This is a genomic window from Rhizobium sp. NZLR11 (assembly GCF_019685115.1).
In the GTDB taxonomy this organism is placed as follows: Bacteria; Pseudomonadota; Alphaproteobacteria; order Rhizobiales; family Rhizobiaceae; genus Rhizobium.
Genome location: NZ_JABDWD010000003.1, coordinates 237,235 through 259,748 on the forward strand (window position 1 = coordinate 237,235; position 22,514 = coordinate 259,748).

The following is a 22,514-nucleotide window of genomic DNA, read 5'->3' on the forward strand; positions in this document are numbered from 1 at the left end:
GGCATGCCGTACGATGTACCCGCCCAACCAGACGAAAAAGACGGCGCTCACGCACCGCCCCTCCATCTCCCATCAAACCCAAATTACTTCGCGTTCAAAAACTCACCAACCTCAAGCAGGCTGAACTCATTATTATCGGCCTTGTCGACGGCGCGGCCGGCTGAAAAGGGCAGGTTGTTGTCGTTGCCGATGATGATGTGGGTGGCGTCGACGCGGTCGACGTTTTCGATCGTCACGAACGGCATGTCGTAGACGCCATCCTTGCTGCCGGCCTTCTTCTTGTTGTCGGGGTCCTGAATATTCAGGAGGTCGATATAGCCGATCTTGCGGACGGCCTTGCCAACATTGGCGTCGTTGAACTCGATCTTGTAGACACGCTTCAGCTCGGCCGGGGCTTCGAAGCAATCCGGCTTTGGCTGCTTCGGGTCGGCGCAGGCCTTGTCCTTGGTGCCGGCGCCGCTGTCGCGCTCGATGACGAGAGCGGTGCTGTCGTCGAGCATGTTGAAGTCGCCGATCGACACGCCCTTGTCTTCGAACGGATAGAGCCAGCTGCGGCCGGTCCACTTCTTGGCGGCGACGTCGAACTCGATCACGCGGACGGCGGTGTGGCCATCGGCCGTTTCCATCTGGCCGTCATCCTTGTAGATGGCGCCTTCGAGCAGGCCGTAGAGCTTGGAGCCATCCCTAGACATGGAGAGGCCCTCGAAACCGCCGGAGCGCTTCAGGTTGAAGACCGGCATCTTCGCGGTCGGGTTGCCCGGAAGCTGGATCAGCGGATTGTCGGGCGAAAGCACCGGCTTGCCGTCGAGCGTCGTCGCGATGACGTCGGTGAGGCGGCCTGCCGTGTCGAACTTCAGGATATAAGGACCGAATTCGTCGCCGAGCCAGAAACCGTCGGCAACCGGCTGGATCGATTCGATGTCGAAGTCGGCGCCGGTGAGATAACGCGTGTCGGTGCCTTCGAGCACGATCGGGAAGGGGGCGATCTTGTTGGGATCGGAGAGGAAGAGGTTCTTGACGACGTCAGCCTTGTTGGTCGCCCAGTCGAATTTCATCTGGTGCAGGAAGAGCATGGAGTCGGAGGAATTGGCCTTCGAGCCGAAGCCGTTGTCCGTGAGCGTCCAGAAGGTGCCGTCGGCCATCGTCTTGATGCCCGAGAAGCCTTGGATCGCTTGACCGTCGAAGGGAAGCTTCAGTTCGGTGACGCGTGCGCCATCCTTGCCGGGCACCGTGCCGAGCGCCTCGGTGCGCTTGCGGTCCGCCGTCGTGAACTTGCCGGAATGCTTGAGGAACTCAGGAGCATCGGCCGGAGCTGGAACCATGGTGTTGGCAGGAAGGATCGCCTGGCCGGCGAGCTTGGCCGGGAACTGCTGTTGGTCGGCGTAAGCGGAGCCCGCGACCAGAATGAAAAGCGATACGGAAGCAAAAAGAATGGTCTTCATAATATCCCCATGGAACGGATGCGAATGGCTTCCGCTTAGCAGGGCTTCCGTGTCAGCGAATTGACGGTTGGGTGAAGCTTTGGTGACGCGCAGCAGAACGGTCGCTCAGCCGTGCAGAATGACCGCCGGCTTATTCAGCACGGTGACCGCACGCGAAGAAAGCGCCATGACGCCGAGCGCCTGGCCGCGTCCCTTGACGGCATGGGTGCCGAGATCCTCGCAAGCGATGTCGTCGGGAAAGTTCATGCGTCGGGCAAGCTCAGTGGAGATCAGCACCGGCCGGTTCAGAGTGCGGCAGAGCGTCTCCAGCCGGGCGGTGGTGTTCACCGTATCGCCGAAATAGCTGATCTTGTGATGGTCGACGCCGATTTCGGCGGTGATGATCTCGCCGCCGTGAAGAGCGGCCCGCAGCTTCGGTACATGTCCGTAGCTTTTCCGCCAGCCGGCGGCATTGGCTTCGATATCGGCGAGGATGTCGAACATACAGCGCACGCAACGCGCATTCTTGACGCCGCGGGCAAGCGGCCAGGTGATGATCGCCGCATCGCCGACATAGTCGTTGATCATGCCCTTGTGGCGCCTGACCGGCTCGGCGAAGGTCGCAAACAGCGAGCTCAGCAGCTGCTGCGCGCGGAGGTCGCCATGCTTTTCGGCAAAAGCAGTCGAATCGACCAGATCGATGAAGAGGAATACACGCTCTTCCCTGACCGGATTGCGATAGCGGCTGACCAGCATGCTGAGGAATACCTCGCGGCCGAGCAGTTCCCGCACGCGCAGGATGAAGATCAGCGCCGAGCAGACGGCAAGCGCATAGAGAAAGACCTCGTAGGGCATGATGACGAGATCGAGGAACGACGTCGGCTTCACGATGCCGACTGCCGAGAGCAGCAGTGCGGCGCAGGCAAAGCCGAGGCTCATCAGGATTTCGTAGATCACCAGTTCGCTGATGATGAAGGCGAAGGTCGGCAGCCTCTGGATACGTCTGTACATCCCGCGGAACAGCGCCTTGCGCTCGAAGGCGACGATCGGCATGCCGATGAACAGCGCGAAGATTGCGCCGACAACGGGCGTCTGATTGGAGTAGAACATCAGATCATAGACGACGCCGCTGGCGGCCAGAACGATCGTGATCAGGATCCAGTTCTGCGTCGGAGATATTTCCCGCATGCCGTCCTTCGCCAAATAATGGTTCTTCCAGCCATTGTTTCAGCTGGGAAAAAAGCGTCAAGCGAATTCGATGCGGTCTTACAGCTCCGCGCGTCAGACAGACGTGCGGAGCTGTAACACTTTGAAATCACGCTAGAGGCTGATGGTCTCGACCTTCCGGTCGACGAAGCGCAGAGCGATCTCACCCTGGATTAGTTGCAGCGCCGGCTCGCCGAAAAGATTGCGCCGCCAGCCGTGCAGGGCAGAGACTTCGGCCTTCTCGCCTTCGGCGGCGATCCTGTCGAGATCCTCGCTGTTGGCGATCACCTTCGGCGCCACCCCGTGCTTTTCCGAAATCAGTTTCAACAGCACTTTCAGCAGTTCGACGGCAGCAGCGGCCCCTTCGGGCGCCTGCGCCTGGCGCGGCACATGTGGCATATCGGCCTTCGGAAGAGCGAGTGCTGTGTTGACGGCCTCGATGACGGCGGCGCCGGAGGTCGAGCGCTCCCAGCCTTTCGGAATGGTACGCAACCGGCCAAGCGCCTCGGTATCCTTGGGCTGCTGCTGGGCGATCTCGTAGATCGCATCATCCTTCAGCACCCGCGAACGCGGCACATTGCGCGCCCGCGCCTCGCGTTCGCGCCAAGCGGCAACATATTTCAGGATCGCCAGTTCCTGCGGCTTGCGCAATCGCATCTTCAGCCGCTGCCAGGCATCGTCGGGATGCATGTCGTAGGTTTCGCGCGCCTCGAGAATGTCCATCTCCTCGGAGAGCCAGGAGGTGCGGCCTTCGCGATCGAGTTCCGCCTTCAGCGACAGGTAGACATCGCGCAGATGGGTGACGTCGGCCAGCGCATATTCCAGCTGTTTGTCGGAAAGCGGCCGGCGGCTCCAGTCGGTGAAGCGCGACGACTTGTCGATGTGGACGTTCTTGATCCGGCTGACCAGCTGGTCATAGGAAACGCTGTCGCCGAAACCGCAGACCATGGCGGCGACCTGCGTGTCGAAGATCGGATGCGGAATGAGATTGCCGCGATTGAAGATGATTTCGATATCCTGACGCGCCGCGTGAAAGACCTTCAGCACCTTCGGATCGGCCATCAGCTCGAAGAAGGGGGTGAGGTCGATGCCCTTGGCCAGCGGATCGACGAGAACTTCGGTTGTCGGGCTTGCCATCTGGATCAGGCAAAGCTCCGGCCAGAAGGTCGTCTCGCGCAGGAATTCGGTGTCGATGGTGATGAAGTCGGACTTGGCCAGCTCTTTGCAGGCGGCCGCCAAATCGGCGGTGGTTTCGATCATATCATTTCATTCGCAAGGAAAAGGTCGGTTGAACCTTCCTTCTCCTTTCGCTTCGATATGTCAATACAACAGCATACGCTTCGAGCATTGCTGGGCAAGAATCACGTCGAAACTGAGGCAAGGCCAAGACCGCCGCCGTCGCAACGAGCGCACGCTGCCTCAACTCACCCTGAGATAGCTGGTCATCCCGGTTTTCTGATGCTCGATGATATGGCAATGCAGCAGCCAGTCGCCCGGATTGTCGGCGACGAAGGCGAGCTGCACCTTCTCGTCAGGCTGGATGAGATAGGTATCGGAGACGAGCGGCATCACCTGCCTGGTCGAGGAGATCACCGTGAAGCTCATCCCGTGCAGATGGATCGGATGTGCGTGCGGCGTGGTATTCTCTAGGTTGAAGACATAGCTCTTGCCGAGCTTCAGTTCCGCCAGCGGTGCTGTCGGATCGGGCGTGTCGCCCGGCCACGGCACCTTGTTGATTGCCCAGAAACTGTAGCCGAGCGTGCCGCAGATGCTCTCGACGGCGGTGTTCTCGGCCGTGGCGCTCAGCACCAGCGGGATCTGCTCGGCGGCGGAAAGATCCGCCTTCGCCACCGGATTTTCGGCAAGCGGCCCGAGATCGCCGATATCGCGCTTCAACGATGATCCGACTGCGCGCAGGCTGGCGATCGTCTTCGGCGTGGTGCCGCGTATATCTTCGAGCGTCGCGACAGCGCCTTCGCTGTCCGGTATGCGCACGGCAAGATCGAGCCGCTGACCTGGGCCGATCTGCAGGAGATCGAGCGGAAAACGCTTCGGTACCGGATTGCCGTCGATCGCAATTACGCTCGCAACCGCCCCTTCCATCTTCAGTGAAAAGATCCGCGTCACGTCGGTGACGGCGATGCGCAGCCGCACCAGCCCGCCCGCGGGCGCGTCATATTGCGGCTCCTGCTGCCAGTTGGCGGTGCGCACGGTGCCGTAGGTCCCCGATTTGGCAGCGTCGCGCGGCTTGAAAGCGGCGATGAACTGCCCGTCGCCGCCGAGCCGCCAGTCACGCAGGTTCAGCACTATTTCCGCATCGAATGCTGGATCAGCCGGATCTTCGACGACGATGACGCCGGTCATGCCATGGCCCATCTGCGTCAGCGTGTTGCAATGCGGATGGTACCAAAACGTGCCGGCATCGGGCGGCGAGAAGGCATAGTCGAAGCTGTCGCCGGTATAGATGTAGGGCTGCGTCATGAACGGCACGCCGTCCATGCGGTTGTCGATGCGAAGCCCATGCCAGTGGATCGTCGTCGGCTCGTCGAGTTCGTTTTTCAGCCGCGCCGCATAGGGTCGCCCCTTTTTCATCCGGAGAACCGGCGGCATGCCGTCCTGGCCCCAGCTCATAATGTCCCGGGTCGGTCCCGCCTCGGTCAGCATGGCCTCGGTCTTTACCGCCGTCAGCAGCTGCGGCTCGGGGGCTGCCTCGGCAAGCCCGAATTTACCGGCAATGCCGATACCGACGCCATAGGCGCCCGCGACAGCGGATGCCTTGAGAAGGTTGCGGCGGGTCAGGAGAGGCATGCGGAGGCTCCACAGTGATAATGCCAAATCCTTTTAAAGTTGACCCGCTCCTTCATCAATACGGGAAGTGCGGCCAATCTGCCGCGGCATATGGGGCGCGCCCCCGCCACAAACGGGTGCCAAACGCGCGGGTGGCACGCGCCAAGCCTTGACAAATCGGAGCGTCCATGCGCTTTTCCGCCCGATTTTCTTGTCGGCGCTTGAGGGTTCTTGGAGCCCTTGCTGCCGTCTTAAGCCACATGCCAGGATTTGAGATCATGCATCGCTATCGCAGCCACACATGCGCCGCCCTCCGCAAGACGGATGTCGGCTCGACCGTCCGCATCTCCGGCTGGGTCCACCGGGTCCGCGACCATGGCGGCGTTCTCTTCATCGACCTTCGCGACCATTACGGCATTACCCAGGTCGTCGCCGATCCCGACAGCCCGGCCTTCAAGATGGCGGAGACTGTGCGCGGCGAGTGGGTGATCCGCATCGACGGCCTCGTCAAGGCCCGCACCGACGACACCGTCAACAGGACCATGGCAACCGGCGAAATCGAGCTCTACGCTCAGGAGATCGAAGTGCTCTCCGCCGCCAAGGAATTGCCGCTGCCGGTCTTCGGCGAGCCGGACTATCCGGAAGACGTTCGCCTCAAGTACCGCTTTCTCGATCTTCGCCGCGAAACGCTGCATAAGAACATCGTCAAGCGCACCCAGGTCATCTCGGCGATGCGCCGAGAAATGGGCAATGTCGGCTTCACCGAATATACGACGCCGATCCTGACGGCCTCTTCGCCGGAAGGCGCACGCGACTTCCTCGTACCCTCGCGCATCCATCCCGGTACCTTCTACGCTCTGCCGCAAGCGCCGCAGCAGTATAAGCAGCTGCTGATGGTGGCGGGTTTCGACCGTTACTTCCAGATCGCGCCGTGCTTCCGCGATGAAGACCCGCGCGCCGACCGCCTGCCGGGCGAATTCTACCAGCTCGACCTCGAAATGAGCTTCGTCACCCAGGAGGACGTCTGGGACACGATGGGCCCGCTGATGACAAGCGTGTTCGAGGAGTTTGCCGAAGGCAAGCCGGTCACCAAGGAATGGCCGCGCATCCCCTATGACGAGGCGATCCGCAAATATGGTTCGGACAAGCCGGACCTGCGCAACCCGATCGTCATGGAAGCCGTGACCGAGCATTTCGCCGGCTCCGGCTTCAAGGTCTTCGCCGGCATGATCGCCTCGAACCCGAAGGTTCAGATCTGGGCGATCCCGGCCAAGACCGGCGGCTCGCGCGCCTTCTGCGACCGCATGAACGCCTGGGCGCAGAGCCAGGGCCAGCCCGGCCTCGGCTACATCTTCTGGCGCAGCGAGAACGACAAACTCGAAGGTGCCGGCCCGCTTGCCAAGAACATCGGCGAGGAGCGCACCGACGCCATCCGCACCCAGCTCGGTCTCGGCGATGGCGATGCCTGCTTCTTCGTCGCCGGCGAGCCGGAAAAGTTCTACAAGTTTGCCGGCGAGGCTCGCACCAAGGCTGGCGAGGAGCTGAACCTCGTCGACCGCGACCGCTTCGAACTGTGCTGGATCGTTGATTTCCCCTTCTTCGAATGGAGCGAGGAAGACAAGAAGGTCGATTTCGCCCACAATCCGTTCTCGATGCCGCAGGGCGGCCTAGACGCACTGCAGAACCAGGATCCGTTGACGATCAAGGCTTTCCAGTATGACGCCGTCTGCAACGGCTTCGAAATCGCCTCGGGCTCGATCCGTAACCAGTCGCCGGAAACCATGGTCGCCGCCTTCGAGAAGGTGGGCCTCAGCCAGCAGGATGTCGAAGACCGATTCGGCGGCCTCTACCGCGCCTTCCAGTACGGCGCACCGCCGCATGGTGGTGCTGCCTTCGGTATCGACCGCGTTGTCATGCTGCTCGTCGGCGCGAAGAACCTGCGCGAGATCTCGCTGTTCCCGATGAACCAGCAGGCCCAGGATCTGTTGATGGGCGCGCCGAGCCCGGCAGCGCCGACACAGCTGCGTGAACTCTCGATCCGGCCGATCCCGCCGGTCAAGAAGGACTGAGGATCGTCTGATCCCCAATGCAAATGCCCGGCGACCGATGTCGTCGGGCTTTTTGCTGTCGTTCACAATGCCGCGTAGATCGCCTCGCGTAGATCGACCGTGAACTTGCCCCACATGCCCTCCAGCGTCGTGTTCGTCAGCGCAACGACGGTCAGCCCGTTGACCGGGTCGATGAACCAGCTGTGGCCATAGACGCCGCCCCATTTCAGCGTGCCCTTGGGGAAGGGGACGCCCGCCTCGGCCGGATCGGTGATGACAGACCAGCCGAAGCCAAAGCCGGAGCCGGGTTCGTGCTGCTGGCGGTGCCCGCCGGCCTGGTCCGTCATCATTATCCGTACGGTTTCCGTCGATAGCAGCGGCGCGCCACCGCTACGGATGGTTTCGAGTACGGAAAGCACGTCAGCCGCCGTTCCCGCCATGCCGGCGCCCCCGGAATGATAGGAAGCGGGGTCGAAGATGCGGTTCGGCGCGAAACGGATGGGACCCATCTGCGACATCACCAGCGCATTCTCGCCCATCAGCGCCGGTTCCGGCGAAGCGTCCATATAGGCCGCCGCAAGCCGGTTGCGGTGACGAACCGAAAATGCGGTGCCGGCAAGCCCAAGCGGTCTCGTCACCAGTTCGGCAACGGCCCCACCCAACGGCATGCCGGTTTCCGCCTCGATGATGCCGCCGACAACATCCATGGCAAGGGAATACTGCCAGTCGCTGCCCGGCGCGAAACGCAGCGGCACGCTGGCGATCCGCCGCAGATTTTCGGCGAGCGGCAGTCCCGGTTGATCGAGGCCGTCGGAAATGCCGGCGCTGATATAGGGGCCGCCGTCCTCTTCGGAGAAGCCGTAGCCGAGGCCTGATGTGTGGGTCAGCAGGTGGCGGATGCGAATGGTTGCTTCGCTGCCGTCGGGCAGCCTCGGGCGGAACTCCGGCAGCCATCGGGTCACCGGGTCGTCGAGCCCGATTCTCGCCTGCTCGACGAGCCGCATCGCAGCGATGGTGACGATTGGTTTGGTGATGGAGGCTAGCCTGAAAATCGTGTCCTCGCCCATCGCCAAATCGTTTTCGCGGTCGGCGAGGCCGGCTGCGCGGCGATGGATGATCTCTCCGTCGCGGGCGACGAATACGACCGTCCCGACCAGCCGCTTTTCGTCGAGCGCGTCTGCTATTGCCGTATCGACGGCAGCCGAAAGCAAGGTATTCCTGTCGGCATTCGCCGTTTCGAGGGGAAGACTCATCAGATCAAACCTTCTATAATCACAATGACCATTCCTGAATTAGACAAGTGGAGCGGAATTTCTAGAGTGATCGTTGTGAAAAATAGTGCAGACATGAAAAATCCTACCGCCCGCCGCCGCGGTCGCCCTCCCGCCTTCGACCGTGAGACGGTTCTTTCAGCCGCCCGCGAGACCTTCTGGGCGCACGGATACGAGGGCGCCTCGATTGCCGATCTGACGGCGGCCATGGGCATCACGCCGCAAAGCCTCTATGCCGCCTTCAACTCGAAGGCCGATCTCTATCGTGCGGCGCTGGAGCAATATCGGGCGCTGGGCGCCGAAACCTCTTCCGCGCTCGGCGAGCCGATCGATACCGTCTCCGCCTTCGAGCGGATCTTGCGGGGCTCGGCCGCAAGGTTTTCGGCGCCGGAACATCCGAAAGGCTGCATGATCTCGACGGCTGTGCTGAACTGCGCCAGCGAGAACGATCTGATCGCCGACCACGTGGCGGCGCTGCGTCGTCGGTCGCTGGAGGCCTATGCGGCAAGGATCGAGCGCGGCATTCGCGAGGGCGACATCAGCGCCGAGGCGAAGCCTCGCGCACTTGCGCGGTTCCTCGGCGCTATCGTCCAGGGCATGTCGGTGCAGGCGAGGGACGGCGCATCGCTTGAGGAATTGCTGGAGATCGCAAGTCTCGCCATTGCCGAACTCGCCCGCCACCGCGCCTGAAAACGATAAGGCCCGACAGATCGTGACTGACACCAGCTATTGGGGTCAGTCACGCACTGCCGGGCCTTTCGTCATCAGATCGATGCGATCAGTCGTTGGCCGAAACCTTGACGCCGAGCACCTGCGGCAGCGTATTCGGAGCGCCCATGGCGGCACCGACGATCGTCGGGAACGGCACCGGCTTTTCAGGAGCGGCCTTGACAGTCAGGCTCTTCGGATCGTCGAGGAAGGTATTGACCGCTGCCGAAACGGCATTCTGCAGTTCCGGGATATTGAGCTGCGCCAGCATGATCGGCGTCATCGCCTTCAGCGAATCCGCCATCTGCTTGCCCGACATGTTCTGCTGCGAGCCGGCATAATCCAGCGCACGCTTGGTGATCGAGGCATCTTCGAAACGCACCTGCGCGGCCTCGAAGGAAAGCTGCTGCATCAGGCCGAGCATGGCGAGGCCCAGCGCCTGCTGCGACTGGTCCTTGTTCGCACCAGCTTCGGATTCCTTCATCGCATCCTGCATCGATTTCATGAAGGCCATCGTATAGCCCGAGATCTTGAAGCCGAGGTTCAGCTTGCCGACGTTGGTGAAGTCGAAGGCGAATTCCGAAACGTCGATCGTGCCGGGGGCGAGTTCCCAGGCGCCCTTCATGGTGATGTCGCCCTGGACGTGTTGCAGGGCGAGCTTCTCGATCGCATCCTTGCTCTGCGCATCCTCGGTCTTGGTGAGATCGGCCTTCATGCTTTTGAAGGCGCCGTCGAAATCGAAGCCGGATTCGTCTTCGCGCAGCGTCAGGTTCATGTTGGTTTCGAGCAGCGAGAACACTTCCGCCCCGTCCTTGACCACCTTCACCGGGCCGGTGTGGGCGGTTTCATAGAGCATCATCGTGTCGAGCGTGTCGCCGCCCGCCGTTGCCGGCACGGAGATGCCGCCGAGCGTCAGCTCCTGCGCCGTCACGGTAACGCCGTCTCCCGTCTTGTTGATGTCGGGGAAGGCCGCTTCTTCGATGTAATAGCCGCCATCCTCGTCTTCTTCGACGCCGGAAAGGGTGATTTCGCCGATCGGCAGGCTTTCGCCACCGGTCGGCTTGACGGTGACATTCTTCAACGTCACGGTCGTGCCGTCGATATCGACGGCCTCAGCGGCAATCGTCCCGCCCTGGGCGGCATAGGCGGCATTGATCTTTTTCAGCAGATCGGTGCCATCGAGAGCGAAAGCCGAGCCGGCGAGCGAGAAAATGGCGGCGCCCGACAGCATCAGCCGCGTTGTCCGGTAAAAGTTCATGGGGTGATTCCTCTGGTGGCGTGATGGCGGTTGGAAATCTGCAGTTACGCTACTACGGATTGGGCCTGCTTTATATTTGCGGACTTCTAAATTTCCGTTGAAAGGAACGGCAAACGAAATCCGAATTGCGGCGGAACGTTTGTCTCATCCTTTGATGTCGGTGCCAAGACTTCATCCACAGCTGCTATGACCTGGATTCCTTGCCCAGCAGCCTCTTCTGGGCTAGTCAGAACCTATGGGACAAGAGATTTTGCCGCCTTCCGGCGGAGACGACGATCACATCCAACCGGTCGACCTCAAGGCGGCGCTCGAGCAGCGCTATCTCGCCTATGCGCTGTCGACCATCATGCACCGCGCCCTGCCTGACGTGCGCGACGGTCTGAAGCCCGTTCACCGCCGCATCGTCTATGCGATGAACGAGATGGGCTTGCGGCCGACTTCGGCCTTCAGGAAATGCGCCAAGATCGTCGGCGAGGTGATGGGTAACTACCATCCGCACGGCGACCAATCGATCTACGACGCGCTTGCTCGTCTCGCCCAGGATTTCTCGCAGCGCTACACGCTGGTCAACGGCCAGGGCAATTTCGGCAATATCGATGGCGACAGTCCAGCCGCCATGCGTTACACTGAATCGAAGATGACGGCGGTCTCCGAACTGCTGCTCGAAGGCATCGATCAGGATGCCGTCGATTTCCGCGATACCTACGATGAGTCGAATTCCGAGCCGGTCGTCCTTCCCGGCGCCTTCCCGAACCTGCTCGCCAACGGTTCCTCCGGCATCGCCGTCGGCATGGCGACCTCGATCCCGTCGCACAATGCCCACGAACTTTGCGACGCCGCACTGCATCTGATCAAACATCCCGATGCGACCGTCGAAAAGCTCGTCGAATTCATTCCCGGCCCGGACTTCCCGACCGGTGGCATCATCATCGACAGCCGCGACAGCATCATCGAGAGTTACCGCACCGGCCGCGGCGGTTTCCGCGTACGGGCGAAATGGCAGACGGAAGATCTCGGCCGAGGTGGCTACCAGATCGTCATCACCGAAATTCCCTTCCAGGTGCAGAAATCGCGGCTGATCGAGAAGATCGCCGAACTGCTGATCGCCCGCAAGCTGCCGCTGCTGGAAGATATCCGCGACGAATCGGCCGAGGACATCCGTGTCGTCCTGGTGCCGAAGACCCGTAGCGTCGATCCGACGATCCTGATGGAATCGATGTTCAAGCTGACGGAGTTGGAAAGCCGCTTCCCGCTCAACATGAACGTGCTGTCCATGGGCCGCATCCCGCGGGTCATGGCGCTGAACGAAGTGCTGAAGGAGTGGTTGGATCACCGCCGCGAGGTCCTGCAGCGCCGCTCGCGCTTCCGCCTGGCGGCGATCGACAGGCGCCTCGAAATCCTCGGCGGCCTTCTGATCGCCTATCTCAACATCGACGAGGTGATCAAGATCATCCGCGAGGAGGATGAGCCGAAGCCGGTGATGATGGCGCGCTGGGATCTCAGCGACATTCAGGTCGAGGCGATCCTCAACATGCGGCTGCGCGCCTTGCGCAAGCTCGAGGAGTTCGAGATCCGCAAGGAATTCGACGAACTCACCAAGGAAAAGGGTGAGATCGAGGCGCTGCTTGCCTCCGACGACAAGCAATGGCAGACGGTCGCCTGGGAAATCGGCGAAGTGAAGAAGAAATTCGCCAAGGCGACCGAGGTCGGTCGCCGCCGTACCCAGTTTGCCGACGCACCCGAAACCGACGAGGAAGCAATCCAGCAGGCGATGATCGAGAAGGAACCGATCACCATCGTCATTTCCGAAAAGGGCTGGATCCGCGCGCTGAAGGGCCATATCGCCGATACGGCGACGCTGACCTTCAAGGAAGGCGACGGCTTGAAGCTGGCCTTCCCGGCGCAGACGACGGACAAGATCCTGATCGTCACCACAGGCGGCAAGGCCTTTACGCTCGGCGGTGACAAGCTGCCGGGCGGTCGCGGTCACGGCGAGCCGCTGCGCATCATCATCGACATGGACAACGACCAGGCGGTGCTGACCGCTTTCGTTCACGATCCCTCGCGCAAGCGGCTGATCGTCTCCACAGCCGGCAACGGCTTCGTCGTTCCGGAGGCCGAGCTGGTCGCCAATACCCGCAAGGGCAAGCAGATCATGAACGTCGCGCTGCCCGAGGAAACGCAGCTGCTCGTGCCCGTCGGCGGCGATCATGTCGCCGTCGTCGGCGAAAACCGCAAGCTGCTGGTCTTTCCGCTGGCGCAGGTGCCGGAAATGTCGCGCGGCAAGGGCGTGCGTCTGCAACGCTACAAGGATGGCGGCATTTCCGACGTCCGCTGCTTCGCGATATCAACCGGCCTCGTTTGGGAAGACAGCGCCGGCCGCACCTTCACGAAGAACAAGGACGAGCTTGCCGAATGGCTGTCCGACCGCGCCACCGCCGGCCGCACCGTGCCGAAGGGTTTTCCGCGCAGCGGTAAATTTGCCGGCTGAGGCGAGACGTCTTGGCTGTAACGCTTTGATTTTCTGCATAATTCTTTAGATCAGTACCGATTAGAGGAATTATATTTCCGTGCCCGGCTCTTGGCGGGCGTGGCAAATCCTCTATCTAATTCCTGTCAGCAAAAATAGGATAAGGCCGGTTTTCGCAGGCGGGCGAAATGGCCGCGACCCGTGCACTTGAAAAAGTGCGCGCGCCCTTACCGGAGGAAAATCGATGCCCGCCAGCACCATCAAATTGCATGTGAGCCAAACCTACAGCGTGCCGCCGTCTGTGGTGTACGACGCCTGGCTCAACCCCGAAATCGCCCGCCGCTTCCTGTTTGCCACCGACGACGGTCATGTCATCCGCGCCGATATCGATCCGCATGTCGGCGGTCGTTTCTTCGTCGTCGACCGCCGTCCCACAGGCGACGCCTTTCACCAGGGTGTCTTCCTGGAACTGAAGCGCCCGCAACGCATGGTCTTCAGCTTCTCCGTCGAAGAGCATGATCACAATTGCGACCGTGTCGAAATCGACATCGAGCCTCTCGGCGGCGGCAGCCGTCTGACGCTGACCCACGAAATGTGCGCCGAGTGGGCCGAACACGAGGAGAAGACCCGGCGAGGCTGGGCGCATGTGGTCGAAGGGCTGGGCAGGGAGCTGGAACAGCAGCAGATGAAGGCTACGGGTTGAGCGGTACGCTGAAATCCCTGAGGAAGCGGGCAGCACCTTCTTCGTCGATCTCGCCGGCGGCGACGGCAAGCACGAAGGCGTAGAGATTGGCGTCGGTCGTTTCGATCTCGTAGCCGTTTTCGAGAAGGAAAACACCTGCAGTTACGATCGTAATCCGCTTGTTACCGTCTACGAAGGCGTGGTTGCGGGCAAGGCCGAAAAGATAGGCGGCGGCGAGTTCGATGACGTCGTCGCAGCCACAATGCGCCTTGTGCATCGGCCGGTCGAGAGCAGACCCCAGCGCGCCATCGTCACTCAATCCAGCAAGTCCGCCGAAGCGATCGATCTGCATTTTCTGCAGGCTCTCGACCAAGGGCCTCGTCAGGAATTTGAAGGCCATTATTCGGCGAGCTTTTTCAAAGCGACCTTATACTTGTCCATGAAATATCGTGCGGCCTCGAGCTGACGCGACAAATCCTCGTCAGTCGGCTTCAAAGTGATGCCGCCATTTTCAACCTGCATTTCCAGCGAATCACCGGTCTTCAATCCAAGCCGGTCGAGAACCTCCTTGGAGATGATAATTCCCTCGGAATTGCCGATCCTACGGATCGTGACGTTCATCGTTTTACCCTCAGTGTAATAACGACGTTATAACATGGAGACAAAGAGACGACACATCTACTCCGCCGGTTGCGGGATGCTTCTCCGCCGCGCCATCCAGACCGAATGTGCCGCGATCGCCGCCACCAGGATGCCACCACCGACCAGGGTCATGGTTGCCGGGGTTTCCGCAAAGATCAGCCAGACCCAGATCGGTGCGAGCACGGTTTCGAGCAGGTAGAACATGCCGACTTCGGGCGCGGAGAGGTAACGCGGCCCCGTCGCCAGACACCAGAAGGCAAGCGGCATCACGACCGCGCCGTTAAAGAGGATCCAACCGGGATGCTCGATCGAAAAACCGCCGGCCGGCATGACCAAGGCGAGTCCGACCGCCGCCGGCAGCACCGTCGAAAGCAGCGAGGCAAAGCCCATGTCGCGGCGGGAAGCGCGGCTGATGGTGATGGCGGCGGCAATGATGAAGGCGGTCAGCAGCGCCATGATGTCGCCGAACAGATGGCCGCCCGAAAGCCCGTCCCGCACGATCAGGCCGACGCCGAAGATCATCGTCGCCATGGCGATCAGCGTTGCCGGCGCCGGCCGTTCTTTCAGGAAAATCCAGGAAAGAAGGGCGGCGAACATCGGATTGAAGGCGACGATGAACACGACATTGGCCGTCGACGTGTTGAAGACGGCGAGAAGAAAGATCACCGTCGTCAGTCCGTAGAGCAGGCCGGTGACGAGGCCCGGCCAGCCCGGCACGAGCAGCGGCCAGCGCCCGTTCAAGATCCGCAGCACTGCGACGACCAGCAACGTCACACCCAGCGTCGCGATGCTCCTCGCGGCAAGGATCGACCACAGCTCGCCGTCCGCAAGCCGCATCAGCGGAATATCCATGGAAAGCGCCAGCCCGCCGATCGCCGTCAGCAGGAGGCCCTTCCGGTGATCGGAAAGAGCGGTGGAGAACATTCAGTCGTGGGGGCTTTCGGGCATGGATGCGGGATCGAAACGTTCCCAGCCGCGCGGCGTCAGATGTTCCTGCGGCTGGAAGCGTGTCTTGTAGTCCATTTTTCGCGATCCTTGAACCCAGTAGCCGAGATAGACATGCGGTAGGCCGAGCGCCTTCGTGCGCCTGACATGGTCGAGAATCATGAAGGTGCCGAGCGAACGCCGCTCGAGATCGGGATTGAAGTAGGAATAGACCATCGATAGCCCGTCGCTCATCGTGTCGGTAAGAGCGGCGCCAAGCAGCTCGCCCTTCGGCCGCTGCTCCAGTCCGGAGCCTTCTTCACGCTGGCGGTATTCGACGATTCTCGTATTCACATGCGTGTCTTCGACCATGATCGCGTAGTCGAGCACCGTCATGTCTGACATGCCGCCCTGCTGGTGGCGATAATCCAGATAACGCCGGAAAAGCGAATATTGCTCGCTGGAGGGCTGGGCTGTAAATTCGGTGGCGATGACATCGGAGTTGGCGGCAAGCACCCGCTTCATCGATTTTGTTGGCTCGAATTCCTGGGCGAGAATGCGCACGGAAACGCAGGCGCGACAGGATTCGCAGGCCGGGCGGTAGGCGATATTCTGGGAGCGGCGGAAACCGCCCTGCGTCAAGATGTCGTTCATCTCGGCGGCGCGGGGCCCTACCAGATGGGTAAACACCTTACGCTCCATCTCATGCGGCAGATACGGACACGTAGCCGGAGCCGTCAGATAAAACTGCGGAGATGGCGTTGTCTGCGTATTCATCTGTCGCGGAAATTTCCTTTGTCGAGACCGTGCCGTTTCCTGACAGCATGACCTAAGAATAAAAAACGTCAACAGCGGGACGGTTCTCGCCGTTCATATCGGTCTTCTAATTTTAGATATGGAGCGCTGGCGCCCCCGGGCAAAGAGAAAGCGGAGACTTTATTTCGTCTCCGCCTAGTGGTTTCAGCCGTGATCTCGGTCCAACGCTCAGGCCGTGCGGACCGTTGCGGTGCCGACCAGCAGGTCGTGGATGAGACGGCTGCGTTCGGTAAACAGGCCGGCAAGCAGGATGAGCGGCGTCAGCACCGAGTTGAGGATCCAGAACAGCGCCAGATGCACGATTGCCGTCAGGAAATCCATCGGCCGACCGTCGACGCGCACGATGGCGATCCCCATTGCGCGCATGCCGAGCGAGGCCTGGCTCCGCCCGCCGACAGTCAGGCCGAAGTAGATGCCGGCGACGATGACGAAGAGGGCAGGGTAGAGCAGGAAGCCGAGCCCGAGCGTGACGATCGACAGGAAGAACAGCACGATCGCCGCGGGGATGCACAGCAGCAGCACGATCAGATAGTCGAGGATGAAGGCGAAGACACGGCGGCTCAACACGCCGCTATAGGTGCGCCAGTCCTCCGGTGCGGCATAAAGCGGATTGGGGTTGTAGCTCATCTCAATCTCCTGCGGAAAAGCGATGCCGCAGATATGGTATCGGCAGAACCAAATACAACATTTCTGCCGGATTCATCGCCTGCTGAGGATTTTCGCCACCTCGATCGCGAAATAGGTGAGGATACCGTCGCATCCCGCCCGCTTGAACGACAGCAGCGTTTCGAGCATTGCCCGTTCGCCATCGATCCAGCCGTTCATCGCCGCCGCCTTGATCTGGCTGTACTCGCCGGAGACCTGGTAGGCGAAGGTCGGCAGGCCGAAGGCCTCCTTCATCCGCCAGCAGATGTCGAGATAGGGCAGGCCGGGCTTGACCATCAGCATGTCGGCGCCTTCCTCGACGTCCAGGGCCGCATCGCGGATCGCCTCGGTGCCGTTGGCCGGGTCGATATAATAGGTCTTCTTGTCGCCTTTCAGCAGCCCGCCGGTCGAGATCGCCTCGCGATAGGGGCCGTAGAAGGCGGAGGCGAATTTCGTCGCATAGCTCATGATGCCGACGCTCTGGTGGCCGGCCGCATCGAGCGCCATGCGGATCGCACCGATGCGTCCGTCCATCATCTCCGATGGCGCAATGATGTCGGCGCCCGCATCCGCCTGCATCACCGCGGCACGTGCTACCTGATCGACCGTCTCGTCGTTGACGATCTCGCCGTCTCTCAGAATACCGTCATGGCCGTGGCTGGTGAAGGGATCGAGCGCGACGTCGGTGATGACGCCGATATTGGGCACCGCCTTCTTGATCGCCGCCGTCGCCTGATTGATCAGATTGTTGGCTTCGAGGCTGTTCGAGCCGGTCTCGTCGCGCAGTTCCATCTCGATGTTCGGAAAGGTGGCAATCGCGGGAATGCCGAGGCCGGCCGCTTCGCGTGCGGCCTCGACCGCCTTGTCGATGCTCATGCGGTTGACCCCCGGCATGGCCGCGATCGGATCGACGATGCCGGAACCTGGCACGATGAAAATCGGCCAGATCAGGTCGTCGACCGTCAGCCGGTTTTCCTGCACCAGCCGGCGTGTCCAGTCCGACTTGCGGTTGCGCCGCATGCGGCGATGGCCGGTGATGTCGTCGACGAGATGCGTCCTGTCCTGCATGATATCTGCCCCCTGGGCCATTCCATTTATTGGAGCGCTCATTATCATGGCGCCTTGAAAATCCAAACCGGGCGATTGGCCGCGGCGGAAAAACCTGGCGCATAATGCCGAAATCAAAGTCGATTTTTCGGCATTATGCGCGCACTCGATATGATAGAGCGTCGTTTGCGCGTCGACAGACGCGTGGCGCTCTTTAAGAAGATGCAACCCCAAACCGATGTCTGCGCTATGGAAACCGATTCCCCGACGATACCGAAACGCACACTGGCGGATATCCTCTTCATTCTCTTTCTGAGACTGGTTGCCATATCCTGCTTCTGGTTCGGCCTGCAATATTGGGCAATGCTCGTCGGCTATTCGCTGGTCGGCGCCGGCCGCTTCGATCTTTTGAGCCTGCCATGGAAGGTGGCGAGCACCAGCCTCGCCGTACTTTTTCCCGTCGCCTCCCTCGGCCTCTGGCTCACCGTCTCCTGGGGTCCGGTCATCTGGGTGCTGGCTGCCGGCGGGCAAATCCTGATGTATGGCCTGTTGCCGGATATTTTCGGCCCCAACAGGCTGATCATCCTGCTGCATGTCATTGTCGCCGTGGTTTACTGGATTTTCCGCCTGCTGCTCTGGTTGGAAAAGCGCCGCCATCGCCGCCAGGTAAGTGTTGATTTACCCTGAGACAACGTGGGGTTACCGGTAAGGCTCCGTTAAGCCTGCGGTTTAAGTCGAATTTTATATGTATTCGATAGGGTCTCACTCAAGGCGGGAAGAAAACACACCGCCAAACAAACAGTGAGGCAGTCAATATGAACACGAAAATCAAGCCGCAGGCGGTATCGAACTTCCGTGACCAACAGGATCAGGGCATCCGTGATCTTTACATGGAATCCCTTCATCTTGTTGAACGTCTTCACCGCCGTCTTCTCGACGTCATCAAGGACGAGTTCGACCGTCAGGGTCGCAGCGACGTCAACGCCATCCAGGCGCTGCTCCTTTTCAACATCGGCAATTCCGAGCTGACCGCCGGCGAGCTGCGCTCGCGTGGCTACTATCTCGGCTCCAACGTTTCCTACAACGTCAAGAAGCTGGTCGACCTCGGCTTCATCAACCACCAGCGCTCGCGCATCGACCGTCGCTCGGTCCGCATCAGCCTGACCGAAACCGGCCAGGACATCGCCGAAACGGTCGGCAAGCTCTACGAACGCCACATCACCTCGATCGACAAGGTCGGCGGCATCGGCACCGACGAATTCACCCAGATGAACAAGCTGCTCCAGCGTCTGGACCGCTTCTGGAACGACAGCATCATGTATCGCCTCTAAGACCCTTGACCTCCTTCAGGGTTGCAGAAAACCGGACGTGTCCCTGCGCGTCCGGTTTTGCCGTTTGCTGTCGAGTGGCATCTTTGCAACGCAAAGGCGGGCAAGCATTATCGCGGTATTCAAGCCGTCTTTTAGCCGTTATTAACCGGCACGGTTTAGCGCGTCATGGTTCGTTGTGTCGTATTTCCGGTAGCCGGGTCATCCGTCTTTCGGCCCGATAACACGAATTGGCCATATTGGTGTGGCAGCGGAAGGCTTAACAACCGGCGCTTTCAATGGACCGATCAGGACGCTCAGGCTGTCGCATCGCAATCTTGTGATGGGGCAAGCGGAAAGTTTTGATGTGCCGGGACAACAAATGCACGGAGATCTGCGTTAAAGCGCAGTGATATCTCAAAGAGCCGCGGCTTCTCTTTATCGCCGCATTCAGTGGTTGGGACTATGTCGAAGAAAAACGGAATTGAAGCTCTCTCGCGCCGCGCTTTCCTTGCGTCCGCGGCAACGGTTGGCGCCAGCGCGATTGCCGCACCGGCCTTCGCGCAATCGGCGCTCGATACGCTGATCAATGCACCGCGCCGCGGCAACTGGGACGACCAGTTTGACGCCAAGGCGGCTTCGCGTACGGCAAGCGCCGTCGTTTCCAATACCCCGATCCTTGGGCCCCAATCGGTCGCCAGCGCCCAGCAGGCGATCACGCAGTATCAGCAGATCGCGGCTGCCGGCGGCTGGCCTGAAGTCAATCCCGGCGACCAGCGCCTGCAGCTCGGCGTCAGCCATCCCGCAGTCCAGGCGCTACGCCAGCGTCTGGCGATAACCGGCGACTTGCCGCGCGAGGCCGGAATGTCGAGCGCCTTCGATTCCTACGTCGACGGCGCCGTCAAGCGCTTTCAGGCACGCCACGGCCTGCCGTCCGACGGTGTCCTCGGCGAATTCACGCTGAAGGCGCTGAACATCCCGGCCGACGTTCGCCTGCAGCAGCTGAACACCAATATCATCCGCCTGCAGACGTTTCCCGAGGACCTCGGCCGCCGCCACGTGATGGTCAACATTCCGGCTGCCTATGTCGAGGCCGTTGAAGACGGCAGTGTCGCAACGCGCCACACCGCGGTTGTCGGCCGCTTGAGCCGCCCGACTCATCTCGTCAACTCGAAGATCTACGAGGTCATCCTCAATCCTTATTGGACCGCGCCGCGCTCGATTGTCGAGAAGGACATCATGCCGCTGATGCGCAAGGATCCGACCTATCTCGAAAAGAACGCCATCCGCCTGATCGACGGCAAGGGCAATGAAGTCGCCCCCGAGACCGTCGACTGGAACGGCGAGGCGCCGAACCTGATGTTCCGTCAGGACCCCGGCAAGATCAACGCCATGGCGTCGACCAAGATCAACTTCTATAACAAGAACGGCGAGTACATGCATGACACGCCGCAGCAGGGCCTGTTCAACAAGCTGATGCGCTTCGAATCGTCGGGCTGTGTCCGCGTCCAGAACGTGCGCGACCTGACGAACTGGCTGCTGCGAGAGACCCCCGGCTGGAACCGTCAGCAGATGGAGCAGGTGATCGCAACCGGCGTCAACACGCCGATCAAACTCGGCACCGAAGTTCCTGTCTATTTCGTCTACATCTCGGCCTGGGGCATGCCGGACGGCGTCGTCCAGTTCCGCGACGACATCTACCAGATGGACGGCAATGCCGAGCTGGCGCTCGATACGACGGCCGGCATGGAACAGCCGGTCCAGTAGGCGGCGGCCTCTGCATCGCATCTTCAAACCGCGCCTTCCCGGCGCGGTTTTTTATGCCGGGGCGGGCGCTCGGTAACGTGACCGCTCGTCTTCGGCGCGGCGCGGCCGCAAAAGAGCGGAAGCGCGCGGTTTGCTCAGCAAATGTCGTTCTTCGTATTGCCCTTGCCACAGCGGAAGGCTAATACCTCAGCGCATTCCAGTTGAGGAGCCCGCCCATGACCAATGCTTCCACCGAGTCCTTCTTCAACCGCTCGCTTGCGGACGTCGATCCCGAGATTTTCGGTGCGATCGGAAAGGAACTCGGTCGCCAACGGCACGAGATCGAACTGATCGCTTCCGAGAACATCGTCTCCCGCGCCGTGCTGGAAGCTCAGGGCTCCATCATGACCAACAAATATGCCGAGGGTTATCCCGGCAAGCGTTATTACGGCGGCTGCCAGTTCGTCGATATCGCCGAGGAGCTGGCGATCGAACGCGCCAAGACGCTGTTCGGCGTCAATTTCGCCAACGTCCAGCCGAATTCCGGCTCGCAGATGAACCAGGCCGTGTTCCTGGCGCTGCTGCAGCCCGGCGATACGTTTATGGGCCTCGACCTGAATTCGGGCGGCCACCTCACGCATGGTTCGCCGGTCAACATGTCCGGCAAGTGGTTTAACGTCGTCTCCTATGGCGTGCGTGAAGGCGACAACCTGCTCGACATGGATGAAGTCGAGCGCAAGGCCAAGGAAACCAAGCCGAAGCTGATCATTGCCGGTGGCACTGCCTATTCCCGTATCTGGGACTGGAAGCGGTTCCGCGAAATCGCCGACTCGGTCGGCGCTTACCTGATGGTCGACATGGCCCATATTGCCGGCCTCGTTGCTGGCGGCCAGCATCCGTCGCCATTCCCGCATTGCCATGTTGCGACGACGACGACCCACAAGTCGCTGCGCGGCCCGCGCGGCGGTGTCATCCTCACCAATGACGAGGATCTGGCGAAGAAATTCAATTCGGCCGTTTTCCCCGGTCTGCAGGGTGGACCGCTGATGCACATCATTGCCGCCAAGGCCGTCGCCTTCGGCGAGGCGCTGCAGCCTGAGTTCAAGGATTACGCCGCCCAGGTCGTCAAGAACGCCAAGGCTCTTGCCGAATCGCTGATGGCGGGCGGCCTCGACGTCGTCTCCGGCGGCACAGACAACCATCTGATGCTGGTCGACCTGCGCAAGAAGAACGCCACCGGCAAACGGGCTGAGGCAGCTCTCGGCCGCGCTTACGTCACGTGCAACAAGAACGGCATTCCCTTCGATCCGGAAAAGCCCTTCGTCACCTCGGGCGTACGTCTCGGCGCGCCGGCCGGTACGACGCGCGGCTTCAAGGAAGCCGAATTCCGCGAAATCGGCAATCTGATCGTCGAGGTTCTCGACGGCCTGAAAGTCGCCAATTCCGATGAAGGCAATGCCGCCGTCGAAGCCGCCGTGCGTGGTAAGGTGGTCAACCTCACAGACCGCTTTCCAATGTACGACTACATGGGATAAG

Annotated in this window: 20 protein-coding genes; 8 read left to right on the forward strand and 12 right to left on the reverse strand. The window is 61.0% G+C overall.

Going from position 1 to position 22,514, the window contains the following annotated elements; all coding sequences use genetic code 11:
- Positions 1-83: 83 nt before the first annotated feature.
- From HJB83_RS07425 to HJB83_RS07440, 4 genes are all read right to left on the reverse strand, one after another.
- Entirely contained in the window at positions 84-1,442 is a 1,359-nt protein-coding gene (locus HJB83_RS07425) for an esterase-like activity of phytase family protein (RefSeq protein ID WP_221131511.1), read from the reverse strand.
- A 105-nt stretch (positions 1,443-1,547) separates the two neighbouring features.
- Complete coding sequence (locus HJB83_RS07430; protein WP_221115255.1) at positions 1,548-2,609, reverse strand: adenylate/guanylate cyclase domain-containing protein; 1,062 nt, start codon at positions 2,607-2,609, stop codon at positions 1,548-1,550.
- A gap of 132 nt (positions 2,610-2,741) precedes the next feature.
- Entirely contained in the window at positions 2,742-3,887 is a 1,146-nt protein-coding gene (rnd, locus tag HJB83_RS07435) for a ribonuclease D (protein WP_221115254.1), read from the reverse strand.
- A 159-nt stretch (positions 3,888-4,046) separates the two neighbouring features.
- Complete coding sequence (locus HJB83_RS07440) at positions 4,047-5,435, reverse strand: multicopper oxidase family protein (protein WP_207583707.1); 1,389 nt, start codon at positions 5,433-5,435, stop codon at positions 4,047-4,049.
- Between the two features lie 257 nt (positions 5,436-5,692).
- Between HJB83_RS07440 and aspS the strand changes: the two genes are divergently transcribed.
- Positions 5,693-7,483 carry an aspartate--tRNA ligase gene (gene aspS, locus HJB83_RS07445; protein ID WP_221131512.1) on the forward strand — a complete coding sequence of 597 codons (1,791 nt, stop codon included), beginning with the start codon at positions 5,693-5,695 and terminating at the stop codon, positions 7,481-7,483.
- A 62-nt stretch (positions 7,484-7,545) separates the two neighbouring features.
- Here the strand turns inward: aspS and HJB83_RS07450 are convergent, their stop codons facing one another.
- Complete coding sequence (locus tag HJB83_RS07450) at positions 7,546-8,715, reverse strand: serine hydrolase (RefSeq protein WP_221115252.1); 1,170 nt, start codon at positions 8,713-8,715, stop codon at positions 7,546-7,548.
- Between the two features lie 66 nt (positions 8,716-8,781).
- On the opposite strand from HJB83_RS07450, the gene HJB83_RS07455 reads away from it, so the two are divergent.
- The gene (locus tag HJB83_RS07455; RefSeq protein WP_207583710.1) at positions 8,782-9,423 is read left to right on the forward strand and encodes a TetR/AcrR family transcriptional regulator; all 642 of its coding nucleotides are present in this window, start codon (positions 8,782-8,784) and stop codon (positions 9,421-9,423) included.
- Positions 9,424-9,511: 88 nt separating this feature from the next.
- Here HJB83_RS07455 and HJB83_RS07460 read toward each other — a convergent pair whose 3' ends face one another.
- Positions 9,512-10,699 (reverse strand): hypothetical protein, encoded by a 1,188-nt coding sequence (locus HJB83_RS07460; RefSeq protein ID WP_209885612.1) that lies wholly within the window; start codon positions 10,697-10,699, stop codon positions 9,512-9,514.
- Between the two features lie 235 nt (positions 10,700-10,934).
- On the opposite strand from HJB83_RS07460, the gene parC reads away from it, so the two are divergent.
- Both parC and HJB83_RS07470 read left to right on the forward strand, forming a co-directional pair.
- A complete protein-coding gene (parC, locus tag HJB83_RS07465; RefSeq protein ID WP_221159546.1) occupies positions 10,935-13,190 on the forward strand; it encodes a DNA topoisomerase IV subunit A in 2,256 nt (751 codons plus the stop codon).
- A gap of 223 nt (positions 13,191-13,413) precedes the next feature.
- Positions 13,414-13,872 (forward strand): SRPBCC domain-containing protein, encoded by a 459-nt coding sequence (locus HJB83_RS07470; protein ID WP_207583713.1) that lies wholly within the window; start codon positions 13,414-13,416, stop codon positions 13,870-13,872.
- On the opposite strand, the gene HJB83_RS07475 is transcribed toward HJB83_RS07470, so the two are convergent.
- From HJB83_RS07475 to hemB, 6 genes are all read right to left on the reverse strand, one after another.
- Entirely contained in the window at positions 13,862-14,251 is a 390-nt protein-coding gene (locus HJB83_RS07475) for a type II toxin-antitoxin system death-on-curing family toxin (RefSeq protein ID WP_207583714.1), read from the reverse strand. The genes HJB83_RS07470 and HJB83_RS07475 overlap by 11 nt on opposite strands.
- A complete protein-coding gene (locus HJB83_RS07480) occupies positions 14,251-14,472 on the reverse strand; it encodes an AbrB/MazE/SpoVT family DNA-binding domain-containing protein (RefSeq protein WP_207583715.1) in 222 nt (73 codons plus the stop codon). The genes HJB83_RS07475 and HJB83_RS07480 overlap by 1 nt, the downstream gene beginning before the upstream one ends.
- 57 nt (positions 14,473-14,529) lie before the next feature.
- Positions 14,530-15,417: a DMT family transporter gene (locus HJB83_RS07485; RefSeq protein WP_207583716.1), complete on the reverse strand. Its 888-nt coding sequence runs from the start codon at positions 15,415-15,417 to the stop codon at positions 14,530-14,532.
- Complete coding sequence (locus HJB83_RS07490) at positions 15,418-16,194, reverse strand: arginyltransferase (RefSeq protein WP_207583717.1); 777 nt, start codon at positions 16,192-16,194, stop codon at positions 15,418-15,420.
- Positions 16,195-16,401: 207 nt separating this feature from the next.
- Positions 16,402-16,860: an RDD family protein gene (locus HJB83_RS07495; RefSeq protein WP_207583718.1), complete on the reverse strand. Its 459-nt coding sequence runs from the start codon at positions 16,858-16,860 to the stop codon at positions 16,402-16,404.
- Positions 16,861-16,932: 72 nt separating this feature from the next.
- Entirely contained in the window at positions 16,933-17,946 is a 1,014-nt protein-coding gene (gene hemB, locus HJB83_RS07500) for a porphobilinogen synthase (RefSeq protein WP_207583719.1), read from the reverse strand.
- A gap of 228 nt (positions 17,947-18,174) precedes the next feature.
- Between hemB and HJB83_RS07505 the strand changes: the two genes are divergently transcribed.
- The 4 genes from HJB83_RS07505 (at position 18,175) to glyA (ending at position 22,513) form a co-directional block, all read left to right on the forward strand.
- Positions 18,175-18,612: a DUF6163 family protein gene (locus HJB83_RS07505; RefSeq protein ID WP_207583720.1), complete on the forward strand. Its 438-nt coding sequence runs from the start codon at positions 18,175-18,177 to the stop codon at positions 18,610-18,612.
- 128 nt (positions 18,613-18,740) lie between these two features.
- Positions 18,741-19,256, forward strand: coding sequence for a transcriptional regulator LdtR (gene ldtR, locus HJB83_RS07510; protein WP_007626316.1), 516 nt, complete (start codon positions 18,741-18,743; stop codon positions 19,254-19,256).
- 441 nt (positions 19,257-19,697) lie between these two features.
- Positions 19,698-20,999 (forward strand): murein L,D-transpeptidase, encoded by a 1,302-nt coding sequence (locus HJB83_RS07515; RefSeq protein ID WP_207583721.1) that lies wholly within the window; start codon positions 19,698-19,700, stop codon positions 20,997-20,999.
- Between the two features lie 215 nt (positions 21,000-21,214).
- On the forward strand, positions 21,215-22,513 hold the full coding sequence (glyA, locus tag HJB83_RS07520; RefSeq protein WP_207583722.1) for a serine hydroxymethyltransferase: 1,299 nt from the start codon (positions 21,215-21,217) through the stop codon (positions 22,511-22,513).
- Position 22,514 lies beyond the last annotated feature (1 nt).